Source organism: Pseudomonas sp. LB3P25, assembly GCF_054897985.1.
Genome location: NZ_CM142711.1, coordinates 6,114,416 through 6,137,016, shown reverse-complemented (window position 1 = coordinate 6,137,016; position 22,601 = coordinate 6,114,416). Strand labels below are relative to the sequence as shown.

Sequence of the window (22,601 nt, the reverse complement as noted above, 5' to 3'; positions counted from 1 at the left end):
AAGCGGCCCTAAAAAATGGGACTGCTGCGCAGTCCAACGGGGATAAATCCCCTCGCCACAGAGCTTTACACCACCTGTTACAACAACGACTCATTCGCCTTCTTGTGCTTCCAGCTGTCATTGCCCGGCAGCAACAGGTTCAGCGCAATCGCCGTCACCGCACACAGCGCGATGCCTTTGAGGCCGAAGTCGTCCGGCCCTGTGCCGGTGCCGACCAGTACGCCGCCAATCCCGAACACCAGAGTCACCGAGACAATCACCAGATTGCGCGCTTCGCTCAGGTCGATCTTGTGGCGAATCAGCGTGTTCATGCCCACCGCCGCGATCGAACCGAACAACAGGCACAAAATCCCGCCCATCACCGGCACCGGAATGCTTTGCAGCAGCGCGCCGAACTTGCCGATGAACGCCAGGCTGATGGCGAAAATCGCCGCCCAAGTCATGATTTTCGGGTTGTAGTTCTTGGTTAGCATCACCGCGCCCGTCACTTCGGCATAGGTGGTGTTGGGCGGGCCGCCAAACAGGCCGGCTGCGGTGGTGGCAATGCCATCGCCGAGCAGGGTGCGGTGCAGGCCGGGTTTTTTCAGGTAATCGCGACCGGTCACGCTACCGACTGCGATCACGCCGCCGATGTGCTCGATGGCGGGGGCCAGGGCCACCGGGACGATGAACAGAATCGCCTGCCAGTTGAATTCCGGCGCGGTGAAGTGCGGGATGGCAAACCACGGTGCGGCGGCAATCTTCGCGGTGTCGACGACGCCGAAATAGAACGCCATCGCAAAACCCACCAGCACGCCGGAGATGATCGGCACCAGGCGGAAAATGCCTTTACCGAACACCGCGACGATCAGGGTGGTCAGCAGTGCTGGCATCGAGATCAGCATGGCCGTCTGGTAATGAATCAGTTCGGTGCCGTCGCCAGCCTTGCCCATCGCCATGTTGGCGGCGATCGGCGCCATGGCCAGGCCGATGGAGATGATCACCGGGCCAATCACCACCGGTGGCAGCAGACGGTCAATGAAGCCGGTGCCTTTGATCTTCACGGCGAGGCCGAGGAAGGTGTAGACGAAACCGGCCGCCATCACGCCGCCCATGGTCGCCGCGAGGCCGAACTGGCCCTTGGCGAGAATGATCGGGGTGATGAAGGCAAAGCTCGACGCCAGGAACACCGGCACCTGACGCCCGGTGACAATCTGGAACAGAATCGTCCCCAGGCCTGCGGTGAACAGCGCCACGTTCGGGTCAAGGCCGGTAATCAGCGGCATCAACACCAGGGCACCGAAGGCCACGAACAGCATCTGTGCACCCGACAGCACCGTGCGCCAGAGCGGATCGTTGAACTCTTGCTGCATGCTCAAGCGTCCTTCTGCTTGGTACCGAAGATCTTGTCACCGGCATCGCCCAGGCCTGGGATGATGTAACCGTGTTCGTTCAGTCTCTCGTCAATGGAAGCGGTGTAGATGGTCACGTCCGGGTGAGCCTTCTCTACGGCGGCAATGCCTTCAGGGGCAGCCACCAGCACCATCGCGCGAATGTCCCGGCAACCGGCCTTTTTCAGCAGGTCGATGGTCGCGACCATGGAACTGCCGGTGGCGAGCATCGGGTCGATGATCATCGCCAGGCGTTCGTTGATTTCCGGAACCAGTTTTTCCAGGTAGGTGTGGGCCTGCAGGGTTTGTTCGTTGCGGGCCACCCCGACGGCGCTGACTTTAGCGCCCGGGATCAGGCTCAGCACGCCTTCGAGCATGCCGATGCCTGCGCGCAGGATCGGTACTACAGTAATTTTCTTGCCGGCGATTTTCTCGACCGACACAGTGCCGGCCCAGCCTTGGATATCGTAGGTTTCCAGCGGCAGGTCTTTGGTGGCTTCATAGGTCAGCAGGGCACCGACTTCCTGAGCGAGCTCACGGAAATTCTTCGTGCTGATGTCGGCGCGGCGCATAAGGCCAAGTTTATGACGGATCAGCGGATGGCGGATCTCGAGGATGGGCATGGGAAAGGCTCCGGCGGCGGGCAAAAAAACCGGCCTAGATTAATCTATCCGAGGGTGTTGTCCTATAGACATACAGTACGTTAGTCCACAAACGCTTGATCTGGCCTCGCTTGATGCGTACCTTTGCCCGCTTTTCCGAACCCGTCCCTCCCCTCAACCTCCCCCTGGAGAGCGCCATGTCCGCTGATCTCGAGCATATCCGTCAAATCATGCGAGAGGCTGACTGCCTGTACACCGAAGCTGAAGTCGAGGCGGCCATCGCCCGCGTCGGTGCACACATCAACGAACAATTGGCAGATACCAACCCGGTGGTGTTCTGTGTGATGAACGGCGGCCTGATTTTCGCTGGCAAGCTGCTCACCCATTTGCAGTTCCCCCTGGAAGCGTCCTACCTGCACGCCACTCGTTATCGCAACGAAACCAGCGGCGGCGACCTGTTCTGGAAAGCCAAGCCGGAAGTGTCGTTCATCGACCGTGACGTGCTGATCATCGACGACATCCTCGACGAAGGTCACACCCTGGGCGCGATCATCGACTTCTGCAAACACGCTGGCGCGCGCAAAGTGCACACCGCCGTGCTGATCGACAAGGACCACGACCGCAAGGCTCGCCCGGACCTGAAAGCCGATTTCGTCGGCCTGCCTTGCATCGACCGTTACATCTTCGGTTACGGCATGGACTACAAAGGTTACTGGCGTAACGCCAACGGGATTTTTGCTGTTAAAGGAATGTAATCATTGGCCACGCCGAGCTTTCTTGATCAAACGCTGTTCACCGAATTGGCCGAGAAGGCTGCGGCCAATCCGCACGGGCGCCAGCATCACAACTTCCATCAGATGGAAGAGCCGTGCCATCGCATGGCGGTGGGGTTGCAGCCGAGTACGTACATTCCCCCTCATCGGCACCTGAGTGATGACAAGGCGGAAACGCTGTTGGTGCTGCGGGGGCGTCTCGGCCTGTTGATTTTTGATGAGTCCGGTGAAGTTATCCACGCGCGGGTTCTGCAAGCCGCTGGCGAATCGGTGGGTGTCGATCTTCCTCCCGGCGTGTTCCATAGCCTGGTCGTGCTGGAAGCCGACAGTCTGATGTTCGAATGCAAGGCCGGGCCTTATCGGCCGGTGGGTGAAGGCGAGCTTGCTCCTTGGGCGCCACGTGAAGGCGAGGCCGGTGTGGCCGAGTATCAGGCGTGGATGCGCGCGCAGTTCGATTGATGTTCACGCGCCACAGGTTTCTGTAGCAGCTGGCGCAGCCTGCGTCCGGCTGCGCAGCAGCCGTAGAATCTGAACCCACGGTTTAATTGAAAAACTGCATTGCCTGTTTTACGACTGCTGCGCAGCCGGACGCAGCCTTCGGCAGCTGCTACAGTGCTCGGCCTCGCCCTTCGGAGCCCGCCATGAGCCTTTTGATCCGCAGCTGCGCCGCCCTGTTGCTGACCGTCAGCCTGCCTCTGGCGGCCGCCCCGGCGCCGATGCACGCGCAGTTTCTGCCCCCCGATGACCTGACCCTGCGTGACGCGGAGCCCGAACAGCAACAGCTGTTGCAGGTTACCGAGTACTCGGTGGTGGTCGGCAGCCAGCGCCAGTCCAACCAGCAGCCGATCCCGGTGACCTCACCGTTGCTGATCCGTCTCAAGGGCAAATCCTTGAACAAGGGCGCGACCATCAACCAGGTGCTGGTCAATTTCGATGGCGAAAGCAAAAGCCTGAAAAAGCCGATTTACGACGACAAGAGCAAAACCCTGACGCTGTTCTACCCGATGGCCCAGTACCGGGTGGTGATCGACTTGTTGCGCAATGACACGGTGTATTGCCAGTTCCTCAGCTACGCCAACGGCCATGTCTGGGCCGATCTGCACACGGGCGCTGTTCGTCCGCGTTGAGCCCGGTGGCAAGGGAGGGGTAAACTGCCCGCCCCGTGAAATGTCTGCGAGCTGGAGTCGGCAATGCGTAAAGATAAGAAGCAAGTGATTGGTGACGAGATCGGCGATGAGCAGATCAAGCTGTTCCTCGATTTCGAACCGGTCGACGCCACGTCGCCGTCGCTGCACAAACTGATCAAGGCCTATCGCGGCCTGCGCATCGATGACTTCGGGCGTTTTCTGACGTTCTTCGTCGAAGCCGGTCTGGATCTGGACGGCAAGGATGAGCACGGCAATGACTTCGTCGCCCTGATCAAGGATCAGCGCAACGCGGCCGAGTACATCGAACTGATCAACAAAGCTCGCGGTATTTGAGGTGATCCAGGTCTCTGTGGCGAGGGGATTTATCCCCGTTCGGCTGCGAAGCAGTCGCCAACCGATTCAACAGACTGGTCACAAGGTTCGGGGCCGCTTCGCGACCCAACGGGGATAAATCCCCTCGCCACAGAGATTGTTTCACCGCCCATAACAAAACGCCCCGCTCTCAATGAGAACGGGGCGTTTTTTATGCGGCCGAATCAAGCGTAGCTTTCGGTCTCGCTGCTGGCTGCAACCAGTTCCAGGGCGACGTTGTTGTGCGCATTAATCTTGCGATACAGCGCAGCGTCGGTTTCCAGAACCTTTTCCCGAGCCGGGAAGATTTCCGCCAATTTGGCAGCCCATTCACCGGACGCTTTGTTCGGGAAGCATTTCTCGATCAGCTCAAGCATGATCGAAACAGTTACCGACGCGCCTGGCGAAGCGCCGAGCAGGGCAGCAAGAGTACCGTCCTTGGACGCGACCAGTTCGGTACCGAACTGCAGAACGCCGCCCTTTTTCGGGTCTTTCTTGATGATCTGCACCCGTTGGCCGGCCACTTCCAGGCGCCAGTCTTCGGCTTTCGCTTCAGGGTAGAAGCGGCGCAGGGAATCCAGGCGCTGCTCCATCGACTGCATCACTTCGCTGACCAGATACTTGGTCAGGTCCATGTTGTTTTTGGCCACGGCCAGCATCGGGCCGATATTACCGGCACGAACCGACATCGGCAGGTCCATGAACGAGCCGTGCTTGAGGAACTTGGTAGTGAAACCGGCGTAAGGTCCGAACAGCAGGGACTTCTTGCCATCGACGACGCGGGTGTCCAGGTGCGGCACCGACATCGGCGGCGAACCCACGGCCGCCTGGCTGTAAACCTTGGCCTGGTGGTGTTTGACCACTTCCGGGTTGTCGCAACGCAGCCACTGGCCACTGATCGGGAAGCCGCCGAAGCCTTTGCTTTCTTCGATGCCCGAAGCTTGCAGCAGCGGCAGTGCCGCGCCACCGGCGCCGAGGAACACGAATTTCGCGTCGACGTCACGGGAGTTACCGCTGTTGACGTCCTTGATGCTGACGGTCCAACCGTTGCCGTTACGCTTGAGGCCGGTCACGCGCTTGCAGTACTTGACCTGGGCATCGGGTGCGCTGGTCAGGTGCTTGAGCAGTTGATTGGTCAGGGCGCCGAAGTTGACGTCGGTGCCGTTCATGACGCGGGTGGCGGCGACGACTTCGTCGGCCGGCCGGCCAGGCATCATCAGCGGCATCCACTCGGCCATGATGGCCTTGTCTTCGGTGTATTCCATGTCCGAGAAGGCGTGGTGCTTGCTCAGCGTCTTGAAGCGTTCCTTGAGGAAGGAAACGCCATTGTCGCCCTGGACGAAGCTCAGGTGCGGCACCGGGCTGATGAACGTCTTGCACGAGCCGAAGGTGCTTTTCTTGGTCAGGTAGGACCAGAACTGCTTCGACACCTCGAACTGGGTGTTGATGTGCACGGCTTTCTTGATGTCGACGGTGCCGTCGGCGGCCTGCGGCGTGTAGTTGAGCTCACACAGCCCGGCGTGTCCGGTACCGGCGTTGTTCCACGGGTTCGAACTCTCCGCGGCACCGGAATCCATCAGCTCGACGACTTCCAGCTTGATCGCGGGGTCGAGCTCTTTGAGCAGTACAGCGAGGGTGGCACTCATGATGCCGGCCCCAACCAGTACTACGTCGACTGCTTCGTTATGCGCCATTTAACGCGTCTCCAAAATCTGCAGCACCAAATTGTCGGCATGGCTGCCAGGCGTTCAGGGGCGTGTCAGTGATGCCCCAGGTACCCATGGCAGTATCGCCATGTCCGAATCTTCGCAATTTTTCGCAACTTCGACGGACGCTACCGGCCGGGTCTAAAAGAGTTACATGAACTCACTTCAACGCGCGGCTGGCAATTCGACTTATGGTCGATACATCCGTTTGTGCAACCAAATCCGTAGAGGACAGGCTTCAGGCTCCGGTGTTCGAGGTGTACTCGGTCCTGTGTCGTTGGGCTGTTTCAGACGCTAATGGTGCATATTCAGACGCAAAACTATTCATTTGCTCGCCACACTCTTGTGAAGTTGTGAAAACCCGTTTTTTTCACGCTCTTTTGAAGACGTGAACCTCAAAAAAGGGCTGCCCCAGCCTGGCACCGTGCCCGGATGGATTGCCGCCATGGGATACATGACAGGCAAAACGGGCAAACAGCTCAGTGACCGAGCGTAATGACAGCTCTGCAGATTCGCGAAAAGTGGGGGTTTTGCTTAAGGAACAGCAAGCGCGCCAGCTTCACTCGATCTGTGTGGGCGGCTCTCTGTGGGCGGTGCGGGGTGTCAATACAAGCGCATTGACGATGCTGCGAGGCCCGATCAGGAGACGTCCTTATAATCGGGGGGAGATTGTAGCGAAGAAACGCAGGGAAATGGTCGTGTTTAATGACTTTTATTAGGTGTTCGGTCAGGTGGTCAACAGTTGCTGAGCCCGCGCACGTGGCTGGCGCTGGTTGACACGGGCGCTAGGGGGCAGGGGATGATGCAGCCAGTTGAGACGGATTTCTTCGATTTCGACCCAGCCATCACCCATGGGTTGGAGGCTGCACTGTTTGAATGCCTGGCAGTGGCCGTTGTGGTCGAGCAGGGCGAAGCAGCGATGCAGAGGGCGTGGGTTGAACAGCGAGATGAGATAGCGCATGGCGAAGTACCTTGTAGGTGACTGCTATGAAGATAGCCAGCAAACCGTGACGTGCAAGTGTATGGGCGGTGACAGATGTGTGACACGAGGCGGTTTCTGGTGGGTTTGTAGGAAATTACCTCAATCATTGCGCTGCCCTAGTTAGCGGCAGTGGCGCACCGCTATACTGCGGGCCTGTTTGTGCCTGATTCTGGAGAGAAGAGCATGTTGCAACGCCTGTTGTTCGGTTTGATCACTGTGACCAGTTTGACCCTGGTCGGCTGCGCCCACAGCCCGCAACAACTGAATCCGGAACCCAAGCTGACGACTCAGCTGGCACCGGTCGGCCATGGTCAGCCGGTGGTGGTGCGTGTGGTGGACGGTCGTCCGTCGCCGACCCTGGGCACCCGTGGTGGCCTGTACCCTGAGACCAGCGCGATCACCGTGCAGGGCGCGCAGATTCTGCCGAAGTTGCAGGCTCAGGCCGAAGCGGCCGTGCGGTTGTTGGGCTTCACCCCAACCTCCAATGCGCTGAATGCTCCGCAGTTGACCGTGACGCTGGCCGAGCTGAAGTATCAGTCGCCTAAAGAAGGCATGTATGTGACTGAGGCCACCATTGGCGCGACATTCCGCTCTGATGTGCAGAATGCCAACCGTCGTTACAGCGGTCGTTACGGTGCGTCCCTGGATCAGCGTTTTGGTATGGCGCCGAATCAGGAAACCAATACCAAGCTGGTTAGCGATGTGTTGAGCGATGCGTTGACGCGTCTGTTCAAGGATCCGACGATTGGTCAGATTCTCGGCGAATAAGCGTTCGCTGGATTGAAAAAGCCCGGGGCCAGCAATGGCCCCGGGCTTTTTCATGCTTGCTGATTCAGCAGACGTACACAGAACAACTGTGGGAGCGAGCCTGCTCGCGAAGGCTTTCTAGCATCCAGCATTGAAGGTGACTGACACACCGCTTTCGCGAGCAGGCTCGCTCCCACAGGGGGGGCGCGGTGTCAGGCCGCTTGCGAATAAAAATCCAGCACACTCACGCCCGTCAACAAATCCATCTCCGGCAAATCCGCATGTTGATGCCCACCCAACGCGCAATACACCAGCCAGTGGCGGTCTTGAACGTTGAAGGCGAGGCTGCCAACGAGGTTTTGCTGTTCGTCGCTTTGGGCGATGAGGTAGAGGCGATCCTGGTTTTCGGCGTGCAGCATGACGGCTTCCGTGTCGGTTTTGAGGGGCGCCAGACTGGCGTATTCAGATGACGGCGCCGTGACACAGGACAGGAATCGGTCAAATGGTTCGTTATTTGTCGGAAAGCAAGGGCGGGAGGCGAGGCTTTCGGTAGACTCCGCGCCGCGGTCGTCGGTTCGGCGTCTGCCACACCTGTTTTGCTGAGGTCCGTGATGTCGTTGCATTTGATTTCGCTGTTTACCAACCATCCCGCCAAGTTGATCAACCTGTTGGCCTTGTTGTTTGCCTTTCCGGGCGGCTGGTTGCTGCATGCCACTCGTCGCCGCGAACAGCGCGCGTTGGCCACTCTCGAAGCGCAAAGCCAGAGCCGTCGTATCGATGACCCGACGTTGATGCTGGATGGGGCGACCTTGCGCATGAACCGGTTTTTCTATCGATTCGGTTTTGCCTGCCTGGGGTTGGCGCTGCTGGTGTCGTGGATCAGCACGCGCGTCTGAATCGCTGAACAGCAAAAGATCGCAGCCTCGTTTCACTCGACAGCTCCTACAGGGGATGGCGTTTACCTGTAGGAGCTGTCGAGTGAAACGAGGCTGCGATCTTTTGATCTTGCTTTAAACAAACTTTACAACGGCAATCCCGCTTTCACGCGGTACTGATTGCGCACCGGCGTCGCGTATTGCAGCACCATGAATGGACGATGTTCCTCAGGGCAATCTTCCAGACGCTGTTGCCATTGCTCCTGAGCCTTGGCCAGTTCGTCCGCCGCAAACACCTCAGCGGCTTTCGGCACCTGCAATTGCGGGTCGGCATCTTTCCACTGGGCGTAGGCCAGGTAGTGCACCGGGAACAGGCGGTAGCCGCCGAGAATCTGTCGGTCCATCTCGATCGCCAATTGCTTGGTGTCGTCGAACAGCTCGGTGATCGGCGAGGCGAAGTTCACATGCACCCGGCCCTTGTAGCCGGTGATGCCCTTGGCGATGCTCACATCGTCCTCGCCCGGCACTTTGGTGTAGCTGCCGGTGGTGGCGCGGATGAACAGCTCGCGAGCCTTGGCTTGATCGCACGGGTCATATTCGTAGCTGATCGACACCGGGGTGAGGTTCAACGACTGAATGACTTCGCCAAACGGCTCGTCCTTGCGGCTCATGTGGAACATCTTGAGGATGGCCGACTCGGTACGGTCGTCGCCATCTTTGGCCCGGCCTTCAGCCTGGGCGATCCAGATCGACGCGCAATCGTTGCGGATCGAGTGGTTGATGTAGGCCGACAGCAGCTGATACGCCGCCATCTTCTCGCGGCGACCGGTGATCGAACGGTGCACGATGAAGCTCTTGTTCAGGCGCATCAGATCGCTGACGAAGGGCTTTTGCAGCAGGTTGTCGCCGATCGCGATGCGCGGTGTCGGCAGGCCGGCGTGGTACACGGCGTAGTTGACGAAGGCCGGGTCCATCACGATGTCGCGGTGGTTGGCGATGAACAGGTAGGCGCTGCCGGACTTGAACTGCTCGACGCCGGTGTACGTCACCCCGTCCGTGGCTCGCTCGATGGTGTGGTCGACGTACATCTCGACTTTATCCTGCAACGTGGCCACCGACGTCACGCCGGCGAACTCACGGCGCAGCCGATGAGCTATAAGAGGTTTGAGCATCCAGCCGAAAGCACCGGCAAAACGCGGGAAGCGGAAGTGGATGAGGATATCTAGAAACGCCTTGTCGCCAAGCAGCCGGTCCAGCACCGCTGGGACTTCGCTGTCGTCGTAAGGTCGGATGGCATCGAATTCGCCCATCATGCTCTCTTGTTAGAAACGGCTAGGGTAAGTAAAGGTTTTGATCGAAAACCAGCGGGGCACGGTCTGAAACGGTAGCCAGACAAAAATAGCCCTGCAAATAGACCGGCGATTATACGCACAAGTCACTTGGGAGACCGCGATGCTGGAAACCGAGCGCTACGAATGTCCGTATTGTGGTGAAGAGGCTGAGGCTGTTCTGGACCTGTCCGGTGGCGATCAGACCTATATCGAAGACTGTCCGGTGTGTTGTCGTCCGATAACGTTTGTTCTGCAGACTGACGGTCAGGAATGGTTGCTCGAAGTTCACAGCGAAAACGAATGAAAGGGGCACCCCATGCAGCGAATCTACGAGCCGGAAAACCTCATGGAAGGTGAGTTGCTGCAAAGCATGTTGGCCAGCGAGGGCATCGAAGCGCATCTGGTGGGGCGTGACTTGCTCGGTGGCAGCGGCGAATTGCCGGTCTTCGGCCTGCTGGGATTATCGGTTGTTAACGACCAGGCGGAATACGCCCGGGAGCTGATCACCGCGTACAATGCCGCGCTGCCGATGCCCGGTGATGAACCGGAAAGTTTTCCCGGCACGCTGGTCTGTTAGGCTGGTGTTCGTTTTATCAAGAGTCGTGTTGCCCCATGTGTGGACGTTATGCCCTGTTTCGCTGGAACCCCGCCTTCGCGGCCCTGCCTGGCTTCCCCGCCGATCAGCAGGCCCAGTGGAATATTTCTCCCAACGATTCGGTGCTGATGCTGCGTGCGGGCGTTGACGGCCAGCGTGAATTGGCCCGAGCGCGATGGGGTTTGACGCCGCCGTGGCTGACCGATCTGTCCCGCACACCGGCCCATGCCCGGGCCGAGACCGTTGCCGAGCAACCGATGTTTCGCCAGGCCCTGCGCGAACGCCGTTGCCTGCTGCCGGCCAATGGTTTTTACGAATGGCGCGGCACGACTCGCAAGCGTCCGTACTGGCTGACACCGGGGGAGGGCTCGACGCTGTTTTTTGCTGCGATTTGGGAAGCGTATCCGGTGCAGGAACAGGTGTGGTTGAGTACAGCGGTGATCACTCAACCGGCGGCGAGTCAGCGCCGGCCGTTGATTCTCGATGCGGCGGGGCAGGAGGCGTGGCTCAATCCCGAAACGCCGTTGCATGCCTTGCAAGCGTTGCTCGCCAGTGAACCCGCGGGGTTGCGCGAGCGGGTGTTGGCGAATCTGGTGAATGATCCGAAGCTCAATGGGCCGGAGTGTCTAACGCCGGGTTGATGAACCGTGAGGGTCTTCAAATATTTGTCAGGTTCAAAATCGACCCCTCACCCCAGCCCTCTCCCCAGAGGGGAGAGGGGGAAAGGGAGCCGATCTCGGTTGCTTTCAGAACCTGAGTTCGGCTCGGTAATTCAGGTCGATGTACCTCGAAAGATCACCTCCGTCAGTCCCCTCTCCCCACGGGGGAGAGAGGGAAAGGGAGCCGATCTCGGTTGCTTTCAGAACCTGAGTTCGGCTCGGTAACTCAGGTCGATGTACCTCGAAAGATCACCTCCGTCAGTCCCCTCTCCCCACGGGGGAGAGGGGGAAAGGGAGCCGATCTCGGTTGCTTTCAGATCCTGAGTTCGGCTCGGTAATTCAGGTCGATGTATCTCGAAAGATCACCTCCGTCAGTCCCCTCTCCCCCCGGGAGAGGGTTAGGGTGAGGGTGCTCTTCAGACCTTGAACTGATTGATCAACCGCCGCTGCTGCTCAGCCAGCTTGGTCAGATCCGCACTGGCCGCACTCGATTCATCCGCGCCGCCAGCTACTTCATTGGCCACTTGCCCAATGTTGATCACGTTACGATTAATGTCGTCAGCCACCGCACTCTGTTCCTCGGCAGCACTGGCAATCTGGGTGTTCATGTCGTTGATCACCGACACCGCCTGCGTAATCGTCTCCAATGCCTCGGCCGCTTTCGCCGCATGCTGCACGCTTTCATCGGTGCGGTTCTGACTGTCTTCCATGACCCGCACTACATCGCGGGTGCCTTGTTGCAACTGTTGGATCATGGTCTGGATTTCTTCAGTGGCTTTCTGGGTTTTCTGCGCCAGGTTGCGCACTTCATCGGCCACCACCGCAAAACCACGTCCCTGTTCGCCGGCTCGTGCCGCTTCGATGGCGGCGTTCAAGGCCAGCAAATTGGTTTGTTCCGCGATCCCGCGAATGGCGGTGAGGATGGCGTTGATGTTCTCGCTGTCCTTGGCCAGGGTCTGTACCACGCTGACGGCCTTGCCGATTTCCACCGCCAGTACACCGATCGAGTTCGACGTATCGCGGACGATTTGCATGCCTTGCGCTGCTGCCTGATCGGCATGACTGGCGGCTTGCGCAGCCTGGGTCGCGTTGCGCGCCACGTCCTGGGCGGTGGCGGTCATTTCATGCACCGCCGTGGCCACCTGATCGATCTCGGCCATTTGCTTGTGCACACCGATGTTGGTGCGGATGGCGATGTCGGCGGTGTGTTCCGATGAGTCGCTGACGCTCTGCACCGACGTCACCACCTGGGTGATCATCGCCTGCAACTTGGCCAGGAAGGTGTTGAAGCCTTTGGCGATCGAGCCCAGTTCGTCGGCGCGGTCGCTGGTCAGGCGGCGAGTCAGGTCACCTTCGCCCTGAGCGATGTCGTCGAGCATCGCGACCATCTGCTTCAGCGGCCGGGCAATGCCGTGGCCCACCAGCCAGATCACCAGCAAGCCGATACCGGCAATCAGCAAGCCGACCATGGCCATGCCGAAGGTGTCGGACTTGCGCTGGGCGTCCAGATCGCCCTGAAGTTTTTGCAGGTCGGCCATCACCGCGTTCAGCGGCAGTTGCAGCATGAGGGTCCAGCGAGCGTCGGTCTGGCCGATGCCGAACGGCAGGTACAACTCGATCCGGCCCTGGGCCTTGTCGACGGTGTAGGTGACTTCGCCGCGCTTGAGATTGGCCATGTTGGCGATCTGCTGGCTGTCGAGGATGTCGCTGACTTTCTCGCCGAATTTACTCGGGTCCTTGGTGTAGGCAACGATCCGGCCATTACCGCCGATCAAGGCCATAACACCTGAGCCGCTGTACAACTTCTGATTCGCGCCGAGGAGCATTTCCTGAATGAAGTTCACCGACAAGTCGGCGCCGACAATGCCCTGGAAGGCCCCGTTGAGCATGATCGGTTCTATAAAGGAGGCGAGCATGACGATTTTGTCGCCGACCTTGTAGGGCGCCGGATCGATCACACATGATTTTTTGGTTTCTTTGGAGCACAGGTAGTACTCGCTGGCGCGTACGCCGGTGGACAAGGTTTTCTGGTCGTCGACGTCCACCAGTTTGTCCAGGCCCAGGCTGCCGTCTTCGTTGCGGAACCACCAAGGCAGAAAGCGGCCGTTGCTGGCGTCGATGCCGACAACCTTGGTGTCGACGTAGGCCGCGTCGTTGTGATCGAGGGCGTTTTTTTCCCAGCCGATGTAGGTGCCGAGAATTTTCGGGTTCTTGGTGACGTTTTCCTTGATCAGGCTGATCATTTGCTCACGACTGAGGCTCAGCTGTGGCTGGCCATCGGCGCCCGGTGTGCCAATCAATGCGTTGACTCGCACCAGCCCACCGGCAATCAGCAGTGGCGCTTCGAGCTCGCGCTGGATCTGGCTGACCTGGGTTTGCGCCAGTGACGTCAGGCGCTGTTCGATGACTTGCTCGAATTGTGCCTGGGTCCGCTGCTGGACCATGTCTTGTGTTCGTGCGCCGGAAAACAGCGCGTACAGCACCAGGGCTGCCACGACACTAAGAACGATGGCGCCGGCGAGGGCCGCCACGGAAAACTGGATCGACTTGAATTTCATGGGTGCTCCGCACGCAAGAGGACGTCTGCGGTGGTGTATCGGCAGGGGGCTGGATGACCATGAGCGGGCGGTGGCGAATTGGCTGTTTTGGAGAGGTTGATGTCGCAAATGAATCATTGCAGGACGGGACCGGCCGTGGCGGGTGAGGTTATGTGAATTTTTTCCTGCGGCGACGGGAGCTTTGTCCGAAATGTGCGTCTGAATGTCTGATGTATCTGGCGTCGATACAATTCCACGCCTAGGATACGCCGCATGTTTTCAGGGGTTTTTTTGATGAACAAGAGATTGGTTTTGTGTGCACTGAGCGCAGGTCTGCTGCTCGCCGGTTGTCAGTCGGTCAACACCACCAGCGGTGGCGCGGTGGGCGTTGAGCGCAAACAGTACATGTTCAGCATGCTGTCGACCGACGAGGTCAACCAGATGTACGCCCAGTCTTATCAAAAGACCGTCGGAGAGGCGAACACCAAAGGCGTGCTGGACAAGACCAGTAACGAGGCCAAACGTGTCCAGGCCATTGCCGACCGGCTGATTGCCCAGGCGCCGGTTTTCCGTCCGGATTCGGCCCAATGGAAATGGGAAGTCAACCTGATCAAGAGCGACGAGCTCAACGCCAACTGCGGGCCTGGCGGGAAGATCATTTTCTACACCGGCCTGATCGACAGCCTGCAACTGACCGATGATGAGATCGCCGCGATCATGGGCCACGAAATCGCCCACGCCCTGCGTGAGCATGGTCGTGAAGCGATGTCCAAGGCTTACGGCATCGAAATGGCCAAGCAGGGCGCCGGTGCCTTGTTCGGTCTGGGTCAGGACAGCCTGGCGCTGGCGGATACCGTGGCCAACTACGGCATGACCTTGCCCAACAGTCGCGCCAATGAAAACGAGGCGGACCTGATCGGCCTGGAACTGGCCGCTCGCGCCGGTTACAACCCGAACGCCGCGATCACCCTGTGGAACAAGATGACCAAGGCTTCGGAAGGTTCGCCGCCGGAGTTCATGAGCACTCACCCGGCGTCGTCGAGTCGTATTGCTTCGTTGCAGGCGGCGATCCCGAAAGTCATGCCGCTGTACGAGAAAGCCAAGAAATAATGATAGTCATGCGGTGAGGCCGCTGACGCCTTCGCGAGCAGGCTCACTCCCACATTGGAACGCGATCACCTGTGGGAGCGAGCCTGCTCGCGAAGAACGATAACGCGGTCTGACGGCCTACGACATCAAACCCACCCGCTGCTCTGCATCGCCTTGTACACCGCGACAATGGCGAGGATGAAGAACGCCGACGCCGCCAGGCGACGGATCAGGGTCAACGGCAATTTATCCGCGGCAAAGTTACCTGCCAAAACCACCGGCACGTTGGCAATCAACATCCCGGCGGTGGTGCCGATGATCACCAGCCACAGTTCCGGGTATTGCGCAGCGAGCATCACCGTGGCGACTTGAGTCTTGTCGCCCATCTCCGCAAGGAAAAACGCGATCAGCGTGGTCAGGAACGGTCCGAACTTGCGGGCGGTGCTGGCTTCGTCGTCGTCCATCTTGTCCGGCACCAGGGTCCACAATGCCGTCGCGGTGAAGCTCGCGGCGAGGATCCAGTGCAGCGTCGCATTCGAGAAGAAGCTACCGACCCAGGCGCCTACCGCACCGGCTGCTGCGTGGTTGGCCAGGGTTGCAGCGACGATACCGGCGATGATCGGCCAGGGTTTGCGAAAGCGAGCGGCGAGAATGAGCGCGAGCAGTTGCGTCTTGTCGCCGATTTCGGCCAAGGCAACGATTGCGGTGGGAACGAGAAGTGAATCCAACATCAGGGTTTTCCTAAGGGGCGGGTCGACACGGCTATGACACGTACAGCCTTCCCGCCCCGGGTAAGGTGTTCGTGTCATAGGTCTTGTCAAACCCTGCGATCCGTCTGATGCGGACGCTTGGGTCGCATACGCCATGGTCTGTTGACCAAGTATGTTGACGTATGCCGGACGAGCATGGCGCTCGTGGGAGACTACTCCCCTAGGACGGAGCGGATTCTGCCTAGGCAAATCCGATTGGGCAAGCCTCTTTTTTAGAAAGTAGTCCTAGCCGCGTTTGGCTCGGTAGATCCTGAAACCCTGTCCTTCAGCCTTGATCGCACATACGCCCAGATGCTCTTCGATCAGCGGTTGGTACTTCAGGAAGCTGTTCGCCACCAAGCGAAGTTCGCCGCCGTTTTTCAGATGTTTGGCGGCTTTTCGCAGCAAATTCTCGGTAGCGAAGTAGTCGGTGTGAACCCCGACATGAAAGGGTGGGTTGCTCAGAATTGCACTCAAACCCATCGGTGCAGCGTCGATACCGTCACCGGTAATCACGTCCGCTTCCAGACCGTTGGCAGCCAATGTCAGGCGACTGCTGGCGGCGGCAAACGCATCCACATCAAGCAAGGTGACCTGGTTGTGTGGATAACGGCGTTTCACGGCCGCTCCCAATACGCCCGCACCACAACCAAAATCCAGCAAATGGCCGCTCGGCAATTTGTCCAGATGCTCCAGCAACAGTGCACTACCACGATCCAGTCGACCGTGGCTGAACACGCCCGGCAGGCTGATGACTTTTAGCGGACCTTCGGCCAGCGGCAATTCATAAGTTTCGGCCAGGCTTTCCAGCGACTTGGCTTCTGGCGCAGTGGCCACGGTCACCTGCCACAGCTGGCAATGCCGCGCGCTGTCGAGTTTGCGCGGTTTGCCGAAGGGGTTCAGTTGCTTGGCCGCCCCTTCGATGCCGCTGCGTTTTTCACCCACCAGATACAGTTCACGGCCGGCCAGTTTGGAGGCGAGGGCGTTGAGGATGTAGTCGGTCAGGTCCTTGGACTTGGGCAGAAACACCACGGCGGTGTCGAACGTGCGCTCCGATACATTCACACCGAAATGGCTACGCTCGGCAAAGCGGGCATCCAGCGCTGCTTGATCGCCGGCATGCCAGCACCAGCCATGAGCGTCGGGCAGACGGCCCAGCAGGTCATCGGCCGGCAAACCGGCCAGCAGCACCGAGCCCTGGAATAACTCGGCCTGACGAAGCAGTACTTCACTGCGCGGATCCATACTCTGCTCCTGTGAAAAAAGTGCCGCAGTCTATCAACTGACGACCCGCAGCGCTTTACCGCTGAAGTATCCCTGCGCGTTTTCGGTCAACTGGCCCACGATCCGCTGGCGTGCCTCGCGACTGCCCCAGGCGTTGTGCGGGGTGACAATCAACCGGGGAATGTCGTGGGCCAGCAGCGGATTGCCGGCGGTCGGTGGCTCGACGCTTAACACGTCGGTGGCCGCCCCCCCCAGGTGACCGTTGCGCAAGGCATCGGCCAGCGCCTGTTCGTCGATCAAGCCACCGCGTGCGGTGTTGACCACGAATGCACCGGATTTCATCGACGCCAGTTCACGGGCTCCGATGAAGTGGCGGGTGTGTTCGTTGAGCGGACAGTGCAGGGTCAGCGCGTCGATCTGCGGCAGCAGCTCATCCAATGGCAAACGATCCGGCCGGGCAGGGCGCCCGGGAATCTGACCGAGCAGCACGCGCATGCCAAAAGCTTCGGCCAATCGTGCGACCGCGCTGCCCAGTTCGCCGTGACCGAGCAGGCCGAGGGTTTTGCCTTCCAGTTCGACAATCGGGTAATCCAGCAGACAGAACTGTTTCGCCTGCTGCCAGTGACCTTCGCCGACAGCTTTTTGATAATCGGCCAGGCGTGTTGCCAGATTGAGCAGCAACATGATCGTGTGCTGCGCCACCGACGGCGTGCCGTAACCCTGGCAGTTGCAGACGGTAATCCCGTGAGCGCGGGCGGCGGCGAGGTCGACGTTGTTGGTGCCGGTGGCGGTGATCAGGATCAGCTTCAGCTCGGGGCTGGCGGCGATGGCGGCGGCGTCGATCAGGATTTTGTTGCTGATGGCAACGGTGGCGCCCTTGAGGCGTTCGATCACCTGGTCCGGCGTGGTCTGGGCGAAAAGCTGTAAATCGCTGAAACACTCTTGCAGCGGGCTGAGGTCGAGGTCGCCCAGGTCCAGGGACGGGTGGTCGAGGAAAACGGCGCGGTGAGTGTTCGTCATCAACTGTACCTTTTGTGCAATGAACTGAAGGCGTAATCTGCCGAGCCTACCAGATGAAACAAACAGTTACGCTTGGCCAAAAGGATCCCCCATGTACTGGACAGAGTTTTTGACCGTTGCCCTGATTCACTTGCTGGCCGTGGCCAGCCCCGGCCCGGACTTTGCGGTGGTGGTGCGTGAGAGCGTGACCCATGGTCGTCGCGCTGGCACCTGGACGGCGCTGGGTGTCGGTACGGCAATTTTCCTGCACGTCGGCTATTCGTTGCTCGGCATTGGCCTGATCGTGTCCCAGTCGATCGTGTTGTTTAATGCCCTGAAATGGGCCGCCGCCGCGTACCTGCTGTACATCGGCTTCAAGGCCCTGCGAGCGCAGCCAGCCCAACCTGCGGCTGACGATCTGCATAAGGAAGCAGGCGAGCGCACTGCTCGCGGCGCCTTCACTTCGGGGTTCGTGACCAACGGTCTGAACCCGAAAGCGACGCTGTTTTTCCTCTCGCTGTTCACCGTGGTGATCAACCCGCACACGCCGCTGGCGGTTCAGGCGGGCTACGGCCTCTACCTCGCGGTGGCCACCGCTGTGTGGTTCTGCCTGGTGGCGATGCTGTTCAGCCAGCAGCGCGTGCGCGCAGGTTTTGCCCGGATGGGTCACTGGTTCGATCGGACGATGGGCGCGGTACTGATCGCTATCGGTGTGAAACTCGCGTTTACCGAGATGCATTGATCGCGCGACGAGTAATGGATAGGAAATATCCGCAGATGCTGGCGCAACGCTAGCATTTGCACGACTTTGCAAATCATTCCTTTGGCTGATTTGGCTGGCGTCCAAGGGCACTAAAGTGCTTACTTTCAGCCACGACCGTGCAGTCAGAAAAGGGACTCTTATGTTGCAGACTCGCGTTATCCCCCCAGCCGAAGGCGCTTACCAGTATCCGCTGCTGATTAAACGGCTGCTGATGTCCGGCGCTCGTTATGAGAAAACCCGCGAGATCATTTACCGCGACCAGTTGCGCTACAGCTATCCGACCCTGATCGAACGGGTCGCAAGGCTGGCCAACGTGCTGACGGCGGCCGGCGTCAAGGCCGGGGATACCGTGGCGGTGATGGACTGGGACAGCCATCGTTATCTGGAATGCATGTTCGCCATCCCGATGATCGGCGCGGTGATCCACACCATCAACGTGCGCCTGTCGCCGGAACAAATCCTCTACACCATGAACCACGCCGAGGACCGCTTTGTGCTGGTCAACAGCGAGTTCGTCGGGTTGTACCAGGCCATTGCCGGGCACCTGACTACGGTGGAGAAAACCCTGCTGCTGACCGACCTGCCGGAAAAAACCGCTGACTTGCCGAACCTCATCGGCGAGTACGAGCAATTGCTGGCGGCGGCGAGCACGCAGTACGACTTCCAGGACTTCGACGAAAACTCGGTCGCGACCACGTTCTACACCACCGGCACCACCGGTAATCCCAAAGGCGTGTACTTCACCCATCGGCAACTGGTCCTGCACACCATGGGCGTATCGACCATCATGGGCGCCATCGACAGCGTGCGTTTGCTGGGCACCAATGACGTCTACATGCCGATCACCCCGATGTTCCATGTGCACGCTTGGGGCTTGCCGTACGTGGCGACCATGCTCGGGCTCAAGCAGGTCTATCCCGGTCGCTATGACCCTGAGTACCTGGTGGAGCTATGGCGCAAGGAAAAGGTCACCTTTTCCCATTGCGTGCCGACCATCCTGCAAATGGTCCTCAACTCAAAAGCTGCGCAAGGCACGGATTTCGGTGGCTGGAAAATCGTCATCGGCGGCAGTGCGCTGAACCGTGCGCTTTATGAAGCGGCCAAGGCCAAGGGTATTCAACTGACCGCCGCTTACGGCATGTCGGAAACCGGGCCGTTGGTGTCGTGTGCACACCTCAACGATGAGCTGATGGCCGGCACCGAAGACGAACGCACCACGTACCGGATCAAGGCCGGTGTGCCGGGGCCATTGGTGGAGGCGGCGATCGTCGACACCGACGGCAACTTCCTGCCCGCCGATGGCGAGACCCAAGGCGAACTGGTGCTGCGTGCGCCGTGGCTCACCGAGGGTTATTTCAACGAACCGCAAAAGGGCGCCGAGCTCTGGGCCGGGGGCTGGCTGCACACCGGTGACGTAGCGACCCTGGACAGCATGGGTGTGATCGACATTCGCGACCGGATCAAAGACGTGATCAAGACCGGCGGCGAGTGGATCTCCTCCCTGGACCTGGAAGATCTGATCAGTCGCCACGCGGCGGTACGCGAAGTAGCAGTGGTGGGCATCGCCGATCCGCAGTGGGGCGAGCGTCCGTTTGCCTTGCTGGTGGTCCGCGAAGGCCATGTGATCGGGGCCAAAGAACTGAAGGAACACCTCAAGCCGTTCGTGGAATTGGGGCACCTGAGCAAGTGGGCCATCCCGAGCCAGATCGCCCTTGTTACTGAAATTCCCAAGACCAGTGTCGGCAAACTCGACAAGAAACGTATTCGCGTCGACATCACCGAATGGCAAGCCAACAACAGCACCTTCCTCTCGACGCTTTAAGCGTCACTTGGCGTGCCCAAAAGGGCACGCCAGCCCCACCAAGCAAGCGCTTGGCTTGTCAAATCCGAATTTTCAGCCATCCTAGACGGGCCGACAGGTGTCGGACTGGCGAAAGGACTGTTCCAGAGTGGCTGGCAGCTGCAAATCACACTTTAGAGGGATCAAGCAGTACTACCTGCTGGCTATAGTCCGCTCAAGGATTTTTAAGAACGGAGCAAACGCACAAACCGGGGCGATGCATCTTTGGAATGACTTAGGGACACCTTGGCTCCCAGTCATCCACAGCGTTTTTAGAAGTGCTCACTGCCATAACAATAATGCACATGGAGTAGCGTCGATGACATCAGTAAACCAGTTCTGGCGCCGGGCGAAACTGCCCCTGGCGGTCAGTCTTGCCTCTACGCTCGCCGGGCCAGCATTCGGCGTCAGTTTCAACGTTGGTGAAATCGAAGGTCAGTTCGACTCGTCCCTGTCGATCGGTGCCAGTTGGTCTACTGAAAATGCCAACAAGAACCTCATCGGCGTCAACAACGGCGGCCGTGGCCTGTCCCAGACTTCCGATGACGGTCACCTGAACTTCAAGAGCGGCGAAACATTCTCCAAGATCTTCAAGGGCATCCATGACCTTGAATTGAAATATGGCGACACCGGCGTTTTCGTCCGTGGCAAATACTGGTACGACTTTGAACTCAAGGACGAAAGCCGCGAGTTCAAGGACATCAGCGACAGCAACCGCAAGGAAGGCGCCAAGTCCTCCGGCGGCCAGATCCTCGACGCCTTTGTCTACCACAACTATTCCGTTGCCGATCAGCCGGGCTCCGTGCGTCTGGGCAAGCAGGTAGTGAGTTGGGGTGAAAGTACCTTCATCGGCGGCGGTATCAACTCGATCAACCCGATCGACGTGTCCGCGTTCCGTCGCCCCGGTGCCGAGATCAAGGAAGGCCTGATCCCGGTCAACATGTTCTACGTCTCGCAGAGCCTCACCGAGAACCTCTCGACCGAAGCCTTCTACCAGCTCGAATGGGACCAGACCGTTGTCGACAACTGCGGCACCTTCTTCTCGCAACCGGACGTGATTGCGGATGGCTGCGATAACAACCTGGCCGTACTGCGCACCCGTAACGGGCTCAACGGTGCATTGACGGCTGCGGGGCTGCCGGCTTCGCTGCGTAATGCAAGCATCAATACCCTGGCTGCCAAAGGCGTGACCTGGGGCAACCCGGATGAAGGTGTAATCGTTCGTCGCGGTCCGGACCGCGATGCCCGTGACAGCGGTCAATTCGGCGTGTCCTTCAAATACATGTTCGATCCGCTGGACACCGAGTTCGGCGCCTACTTCATGAACTACCACAGCCGTGCGCCGATTTTCAGCGGCAAAGGTGCTCCGGCGAGCGCTTACAGCGCGGCGGGCCTGGTGGGTTCACTGAGGGCTGCGGGTGTTCCGGCCGGTGTCGCGGCAGGCCTGGCCCCGACCTTGCTGCCGTTGGTGGTGGCGGGTAACTCCAGCTACTACGTCGAGTACCCTGAAGATATTCGCCTGTATGGCTTGAGCTTCTCCACCACGTTACCTACAGGTACTGCGTGGAGTGGTGAAGTCAGCTACCGGCCGAATGCTCCGGTTCAGCTCAACACCACCGACATTCTATTTTCTGGTCTGACGCCTCTGAACCCTAACGTTTCCGTGCTTCAGGGGACGCCAGGGCAGGATCAGCAAGGCTATCGCCGCAAGGAAGTGACCCAGCTCCAGACGACCCTTACTCACTTCTTCGACCAGGTGATGGGCGCTGAGCGACTGACCTTGGTTGGCGAGGTCGGCTTTACTCACGTTGGCGGTCTGGAAAGCTCTTCCAAAGCGCGTTACGGTCGTGACCCGAGCTACGGCCCTGGCCCATTGCCAAGTGGTCAGTGCGTGGCATTGAACACCTCTACCCTGGCAGGCGGACCGCAAAACAACGTCAGTCGTTACTGTGAAAACGACGGGTTCACCACCGCAAACTCCTGGGGTTACCGCGGTCGTGCCATCTGGGAATACAACGACGTATTCGCCGGTGTGAACCTCAAGCCGAACGTGGCCTGGTCTCATGACGTGGAAGGCTACTCGCCTGGCCCTGGCGGCAACTTCGAGGAAGGTCGCAAAGCGGTGAGCCTGGGCCTCGATGCCGAGTACCAGAACACCTACACCGCGAGCCTGGCTTACACCAACTTCTTTGATGGCAAGTACACCACCGTCGATGACCGCGACTTCGTTGCGCTCAGCTTCGGCGTGAACTTCTAAGCAC

Annotated in this window: 23 protein-coding genes, 1 pseudogene and 1 riboswitch; of the genes and pseudogenes, 13 read left to right on the top strand and 11 right to left on the bottom strand. The window is 59.3% G+C overall.

Annotated elements, in window-relative coordinates:
• Positions 1 to 77 precede the first annotated feature (77 nt).
• Together ACYZTW_RS28240 and upp are read right to left on the bottom strand one after the other, a co-directional pair.
• Positions 78 to 1,352, bottom strand: a complete 1,275-nt coding sequence (locus ACYZTW_RS28240) for a uracil-xanthine permease family protein (RefSeq protein ID WP_282481448.1) — start codon at positions 1,350 to 1,352, stop codon at positions 78 to 80.
• A gap of 2 nt (positions 1,353 to 1,354) precedes the next feature.
• Positions 1,355 to 1,993 carry a uracil phosphoribosyltransferase gene (gene upp, locus ACYZTW_RS28235; RefSeq protein ID WP_059406165.1) on the bottom strand — a complete coding sequence of 213 codons (639 nt, stop codon included), beginning with the start codon at positions 1,991 to 1,993 and terminating at the stop codon, positions 1,355 to 1,357.
• A gap of 176 nt (positions 1,994 to 2,169) precedes the next feature.
• On the opposite strand from upp, the gene ACYZTW_RS28230 reads away from it, so the two are divergent.
• From ACYZTW_RS28230 to ACYZTW_RS28215, 4 genes are all read left to right on the top strand, one after another.
• Positions 2,170 to 2,727: a hypoxanthine-guanine phosphoribosyltransferase gene (locus ACYZTW_RS28230; protein WP_109634772.1), complete on the top strand. Its 558-nt coding sequence runs from the start codon at positions 2,170 to 2,172 to the stop codon at positions 2,725 to 2,727.
• A gap of 3 nt (positions 2,728 to 2,730) precedes the next feature.
• Entirely contained in the window at positions 2,731 to 3,204 is a 474-nt protein-coding gene (locus ACYZTW_RS28225; RefSeq protein ID WP_462002678.1) for a WbuC family cupin fold metalloprotein, read from the top strand.
• Between the two features lie 182 nt (positions 3,205 to 3,386).
• On the top strand, positions 3,387 to 3,872 hold the full coding sequence (locus ACYZTW_RS28220; RefSeq protein WP_008153398.1) for a hypothetical protein: 486 nt from the start codon (positions 3,387 to 3,389) through the stop codon (positions 3,870 to 3,872).
• Between the two features lie 63 nt (positions 3,873 to 3,935).
• The gene (locus ACYZTW_RS28215) at positions 3,936 to 4,226 is read left to right on the top strand and encodes a PA4642 family protein (RefSeq protein WP_462002677.1); all 291 of its coding nucleotides are present in this window, start codon (positions 3,936 to 3,938) and stop codon (positions 4,224 to 4,226) included.
• 203 nt (positions 4,227 to 4,429) lie between these two features.
• On the opposite strand, the gene mqo is transcribed toward ACYZTW_RS28215, so the two are convergent.
• Together mqo and ACYZTW_RS28205 are read right to left on the bottom strand one after the other, a co-directional pair.
• The gene (gene mqo, locus ACYZTW_RS28210; protein ID WP_462002676.1) at positions 4,430 to 5,938 is read right to left on the bottom strand and encodes a malate dehydrogenase (quinone); all 1,509 of its coding nucleotides are present in this window, start codon (positions 5,936 to 5,938) and stop codon (positions 4,430 to 4,432) included.
• 739 nt (positions 5,939 to 6,677) lie between these two features.
• Positions 6,678 to 6,911: a hypothetical protein gene (locus ACYZTW_RS28205; protein ID WP_462002675.1), complete on the bottom strand. Its 234-nt coding sequence runs from the start codon at positions 6,909 to 6,911 to the stop codon at positions 6,678 to 6,680.
• A 204-nt stretch (positions 6,912 to 7,115) separates the two neighbouring features.
• On the opposite strand from ACYZTW_RS28205, the gene ACYZTW_RS28200 reads away from it, so the two are divergent.
• Entirely contained in the window at positions 7,116 to 7,700 is a 585-nt protein-coding gene (locus ACYZTW_RS28200; RefSeq protein WP_033061281.1) for a YajG family lipoprotein, read from the top strand.
• Between the two features lie 191 nt (positions 7,701 to 7,891).
• Here ACYZTW_RS28200 and ACYZTW_RS28195 read toward each other — a convergent pair whose 3' ends face one another.
• Positions 7,892 to 8,098: a hypothetical protein gene (locus ACYZTW_RS28195; protein WP_462002674.1), complete on the bottom strand. Its 207-nt coding sequence runs from the start codon at positions 8,096 to 8,098 to the stop codon at positions 7,892 to 7,894.
• A gap of 192 nt (positions 8,099 to 8,290) precedes the next feature.
• On the opposite strand from ACYZTW_RS28195, the gene ACYZTW_RS28190 reads away from it, so the two are divergent.
• Complete coding sequence (locus ACYZTW_RS28190; RefSeq protein WP_462002673.1) at positions 8,291 to 8,575, top strand: hypothetical protein; 285 nt, start codon at positions 8,291 to 8,293, stop codon at positions 8,573 to 8,575.
• A gap of 125 nt (positions 8,576 to 8,700) precedes the next feature.
• Here the strand turns inward: ACYZTW_RS28190 and ACYZTW_RS28185 are convergent, their stop codons facing one another.
• On the bottom strand, positions 8,701 to 9,864 hold the full coding sequence (locus tag ACYZTW_RS28185) for a 1-acyl-sn-glycerol-3-phosphate acyltransferase (protein ID WP_462005850.1): 1,164 nt from the start codon (positions 9,862 to 9,864) through the stop codon (positions 8,701 to 8,703).
• 142 nt (positions 9,865 to 10,006) lie between these two features.
• On the opposite strand from ACYZTW_RS28185, the gene ACYZTW_RS28180 reads away from it, so the two are divergent.
• The 3 genes from ACYZTW_RS28180 to ACYZTW_RS28170 are packed head-to-tail and all read left to right on the top strand — an operon-like array spanning position 10,007 to position 11,121.
• The gene (locus ACYZTW_RS28180; RefSeq protein WP_008153387.1) at positions 10,007 to 10,189 is read left to right on the top strand and encodes a CPXCG motif-containing cysteine-rich protein; all 183 of its coding nucleotides are present in this window, start codon (positions 10,007 to 10,009) and stop codon (positions 10,187 to 10,189) included.
• 12 nt (positions 10,190 to 10,201) lie between these two features.
• On the top strand, positions 10,202 to 10,462 hold the full coding sequence (locus ACYZTW_RS28175) for a putative signal transducing protein (protein WP_462002672.1): 261 nt from the start codon (positions 10,202 to 10,204) through the stop codon (positions 10,460 to 10,462).
• Between the two features lie 35 nt (positions 10,463 to 10,497).
• Positions 10,498 to 11,121, top strand: coding sequence for an SOS response-associated peptidase (locus ACYZTW_RS28170; protein WP_462002671.1), 624 nt, complete (start codon positions 10,498 to 10,500; stop codon positions 11,119 to 11,121).
• Positions 11,122 to 11,555: 434 nt separating this feature from the next.
• On the opposite strand, the gene ACYZTW_RS28165 is transcribed toward ACYZTW_RS28170, so the two are convergent.
• Positions 11,556 to 12,299, bottom strand: a complete 744-nt coding sequence (locus ACYZTW_RS28165) for a methyl-accepting chemotaxis protein (protein ID WP_415773844.1) — start codon at positions 12,297 to 12,299, stop codon at positions 11,556 to 11,558.
• A gap of 111 nt (positions 12,300 to 12,410) precedes the next feature.
• A pseudogene (locus ACYZTW_RS28160) lies at positions 12,411 to 12,608 on the bottom strand (HAMP domain-containing protein); the annotation flags it as partial.
• Positions 12,609 to 13,970: 1,362 nt separating this feature from the next.
• Here ACYZTW_RS28160 and ACYZTW_RS28155 point away from each other — a divergent pair.
• Positions 13,971 to 14,786 carry a M48 family metallopeptidase gene (locus ACYZTW_RS28155; protein ID WP_462002670.1) on the top strand — a complete coding sequence of 272 codons (816 nt, stop codon included), beginning with the start codon at positions 13,971 to 13,973 and terminating at the stop codon, positions 14,784 to 14,786.
• 125 nt (positions 14,787 to 14,911) lie between these two features.
• Here ACYZTW_RS28155 and ACYZTW_RS28150 read toward each other — a convergent pair whose 3' ends face one another.
• The 3 genes from ACYZTW_RS28150 to ACYZTW_RS28140 all read right to left on the bottom strand — a co-directional run bounded on the left by ACYZTW_RS28150 (position 14,912) and on the right by ACYZTW_RS28140 (position 17,758).
• Positions 14,912 to 15,496: a TMEM165/GDT1 family protein gene (locus ACYZTW_RS28150; RefSeq protein WP_008155932.1), complete on the bottom strand. Its 585-nt coding sequence runs from the start codon at positions 15,494 to 15,496 to the stop codon at positions 14,912 to 14,914.
• 88 nt (positions 15,497 to 15,584) lie between these two features.
• A riboswitch (yybP-ykoY riboswitch) is annotated at positions 15,585 to 15,709 on the bottom strand.
• Between the two features lie 51 nt (positions 15,710 to 15,760).
• Positions 15,761 to 16,759: a methyltransferase gene (locus ACYZTW_RS28145; RefSeq protein ID WP_462002669.1), complete on the bottom strand. Its 999-nt coding sequence runs from the start codon at positions 16,757 to 16,759 to the stop codon at positions 15,761 to 15,763.
• Between the two features lie 33 nt (positions 16,760 to 16,792).
• The gene (locus tag ACYZTW_RS28140; protein ID WP_462002668.1) at positions 16,793 to 17,758 is read right to left on the bottom strand and encodes a 2-hydroxyacid dehydrogenase; all 966 of its coding nucleotides are present in this window, start codon (positions 17,756 to 17,758) and stop codon (positions 16,793 to 16,795) included.
• A 91-nt stretch (positions 17,759 to 17,849) separates the two neighbouring features.
• On the opposite strand from ACYZTW_RS28140, the gene ACYZTW_RS28135 reads away from it, so the two are divergent.
• The 3 genes from ACYZTW_RS28135 (at position 17,850) to ACYZTW_RS28125 (ending at position 22,597) form a co-directional block, all read left to right on the top strand.
• Positions 17,850 to 18,479, top strand: coding sequence for a LysE family translocator (locus ACYZTW_RS28135; protein WP_129441329.1), 630 nt, complete (start codon positions 17,850 to 17,852; stop codon positions 18,477 to 18,479).
• Positions 18,480 to 18,639: 160 nt separating this feature from the next.
• Entirely contained in the window at positions 18,640 to 20,322 is a 1,683-nt protein-coding gene (locus ACYZTW_RS28130; protein ID WP_462002667.1) for a fatty acid--CoA ligase, read from the top strand.
• A 337-nt stretch (positions 20,323 to 20,659) separates the two neighbouring features.
• The gene (locus ACYZTW_RS28125) at positions 20,660 to 22,597 is read left to right on the top strand and encodes a DUF1302 domain-containing protein (RefSeq protein ID WP_462002666.1); all 1,938 of its coding nucleotides are present in this window, start codon (positions 20,660 to 20,662) and stop codon (positions 22,595 to 22,597) included.
• Positions 22,598 to 22,601 lie beyond the last annotated feature (4 nt).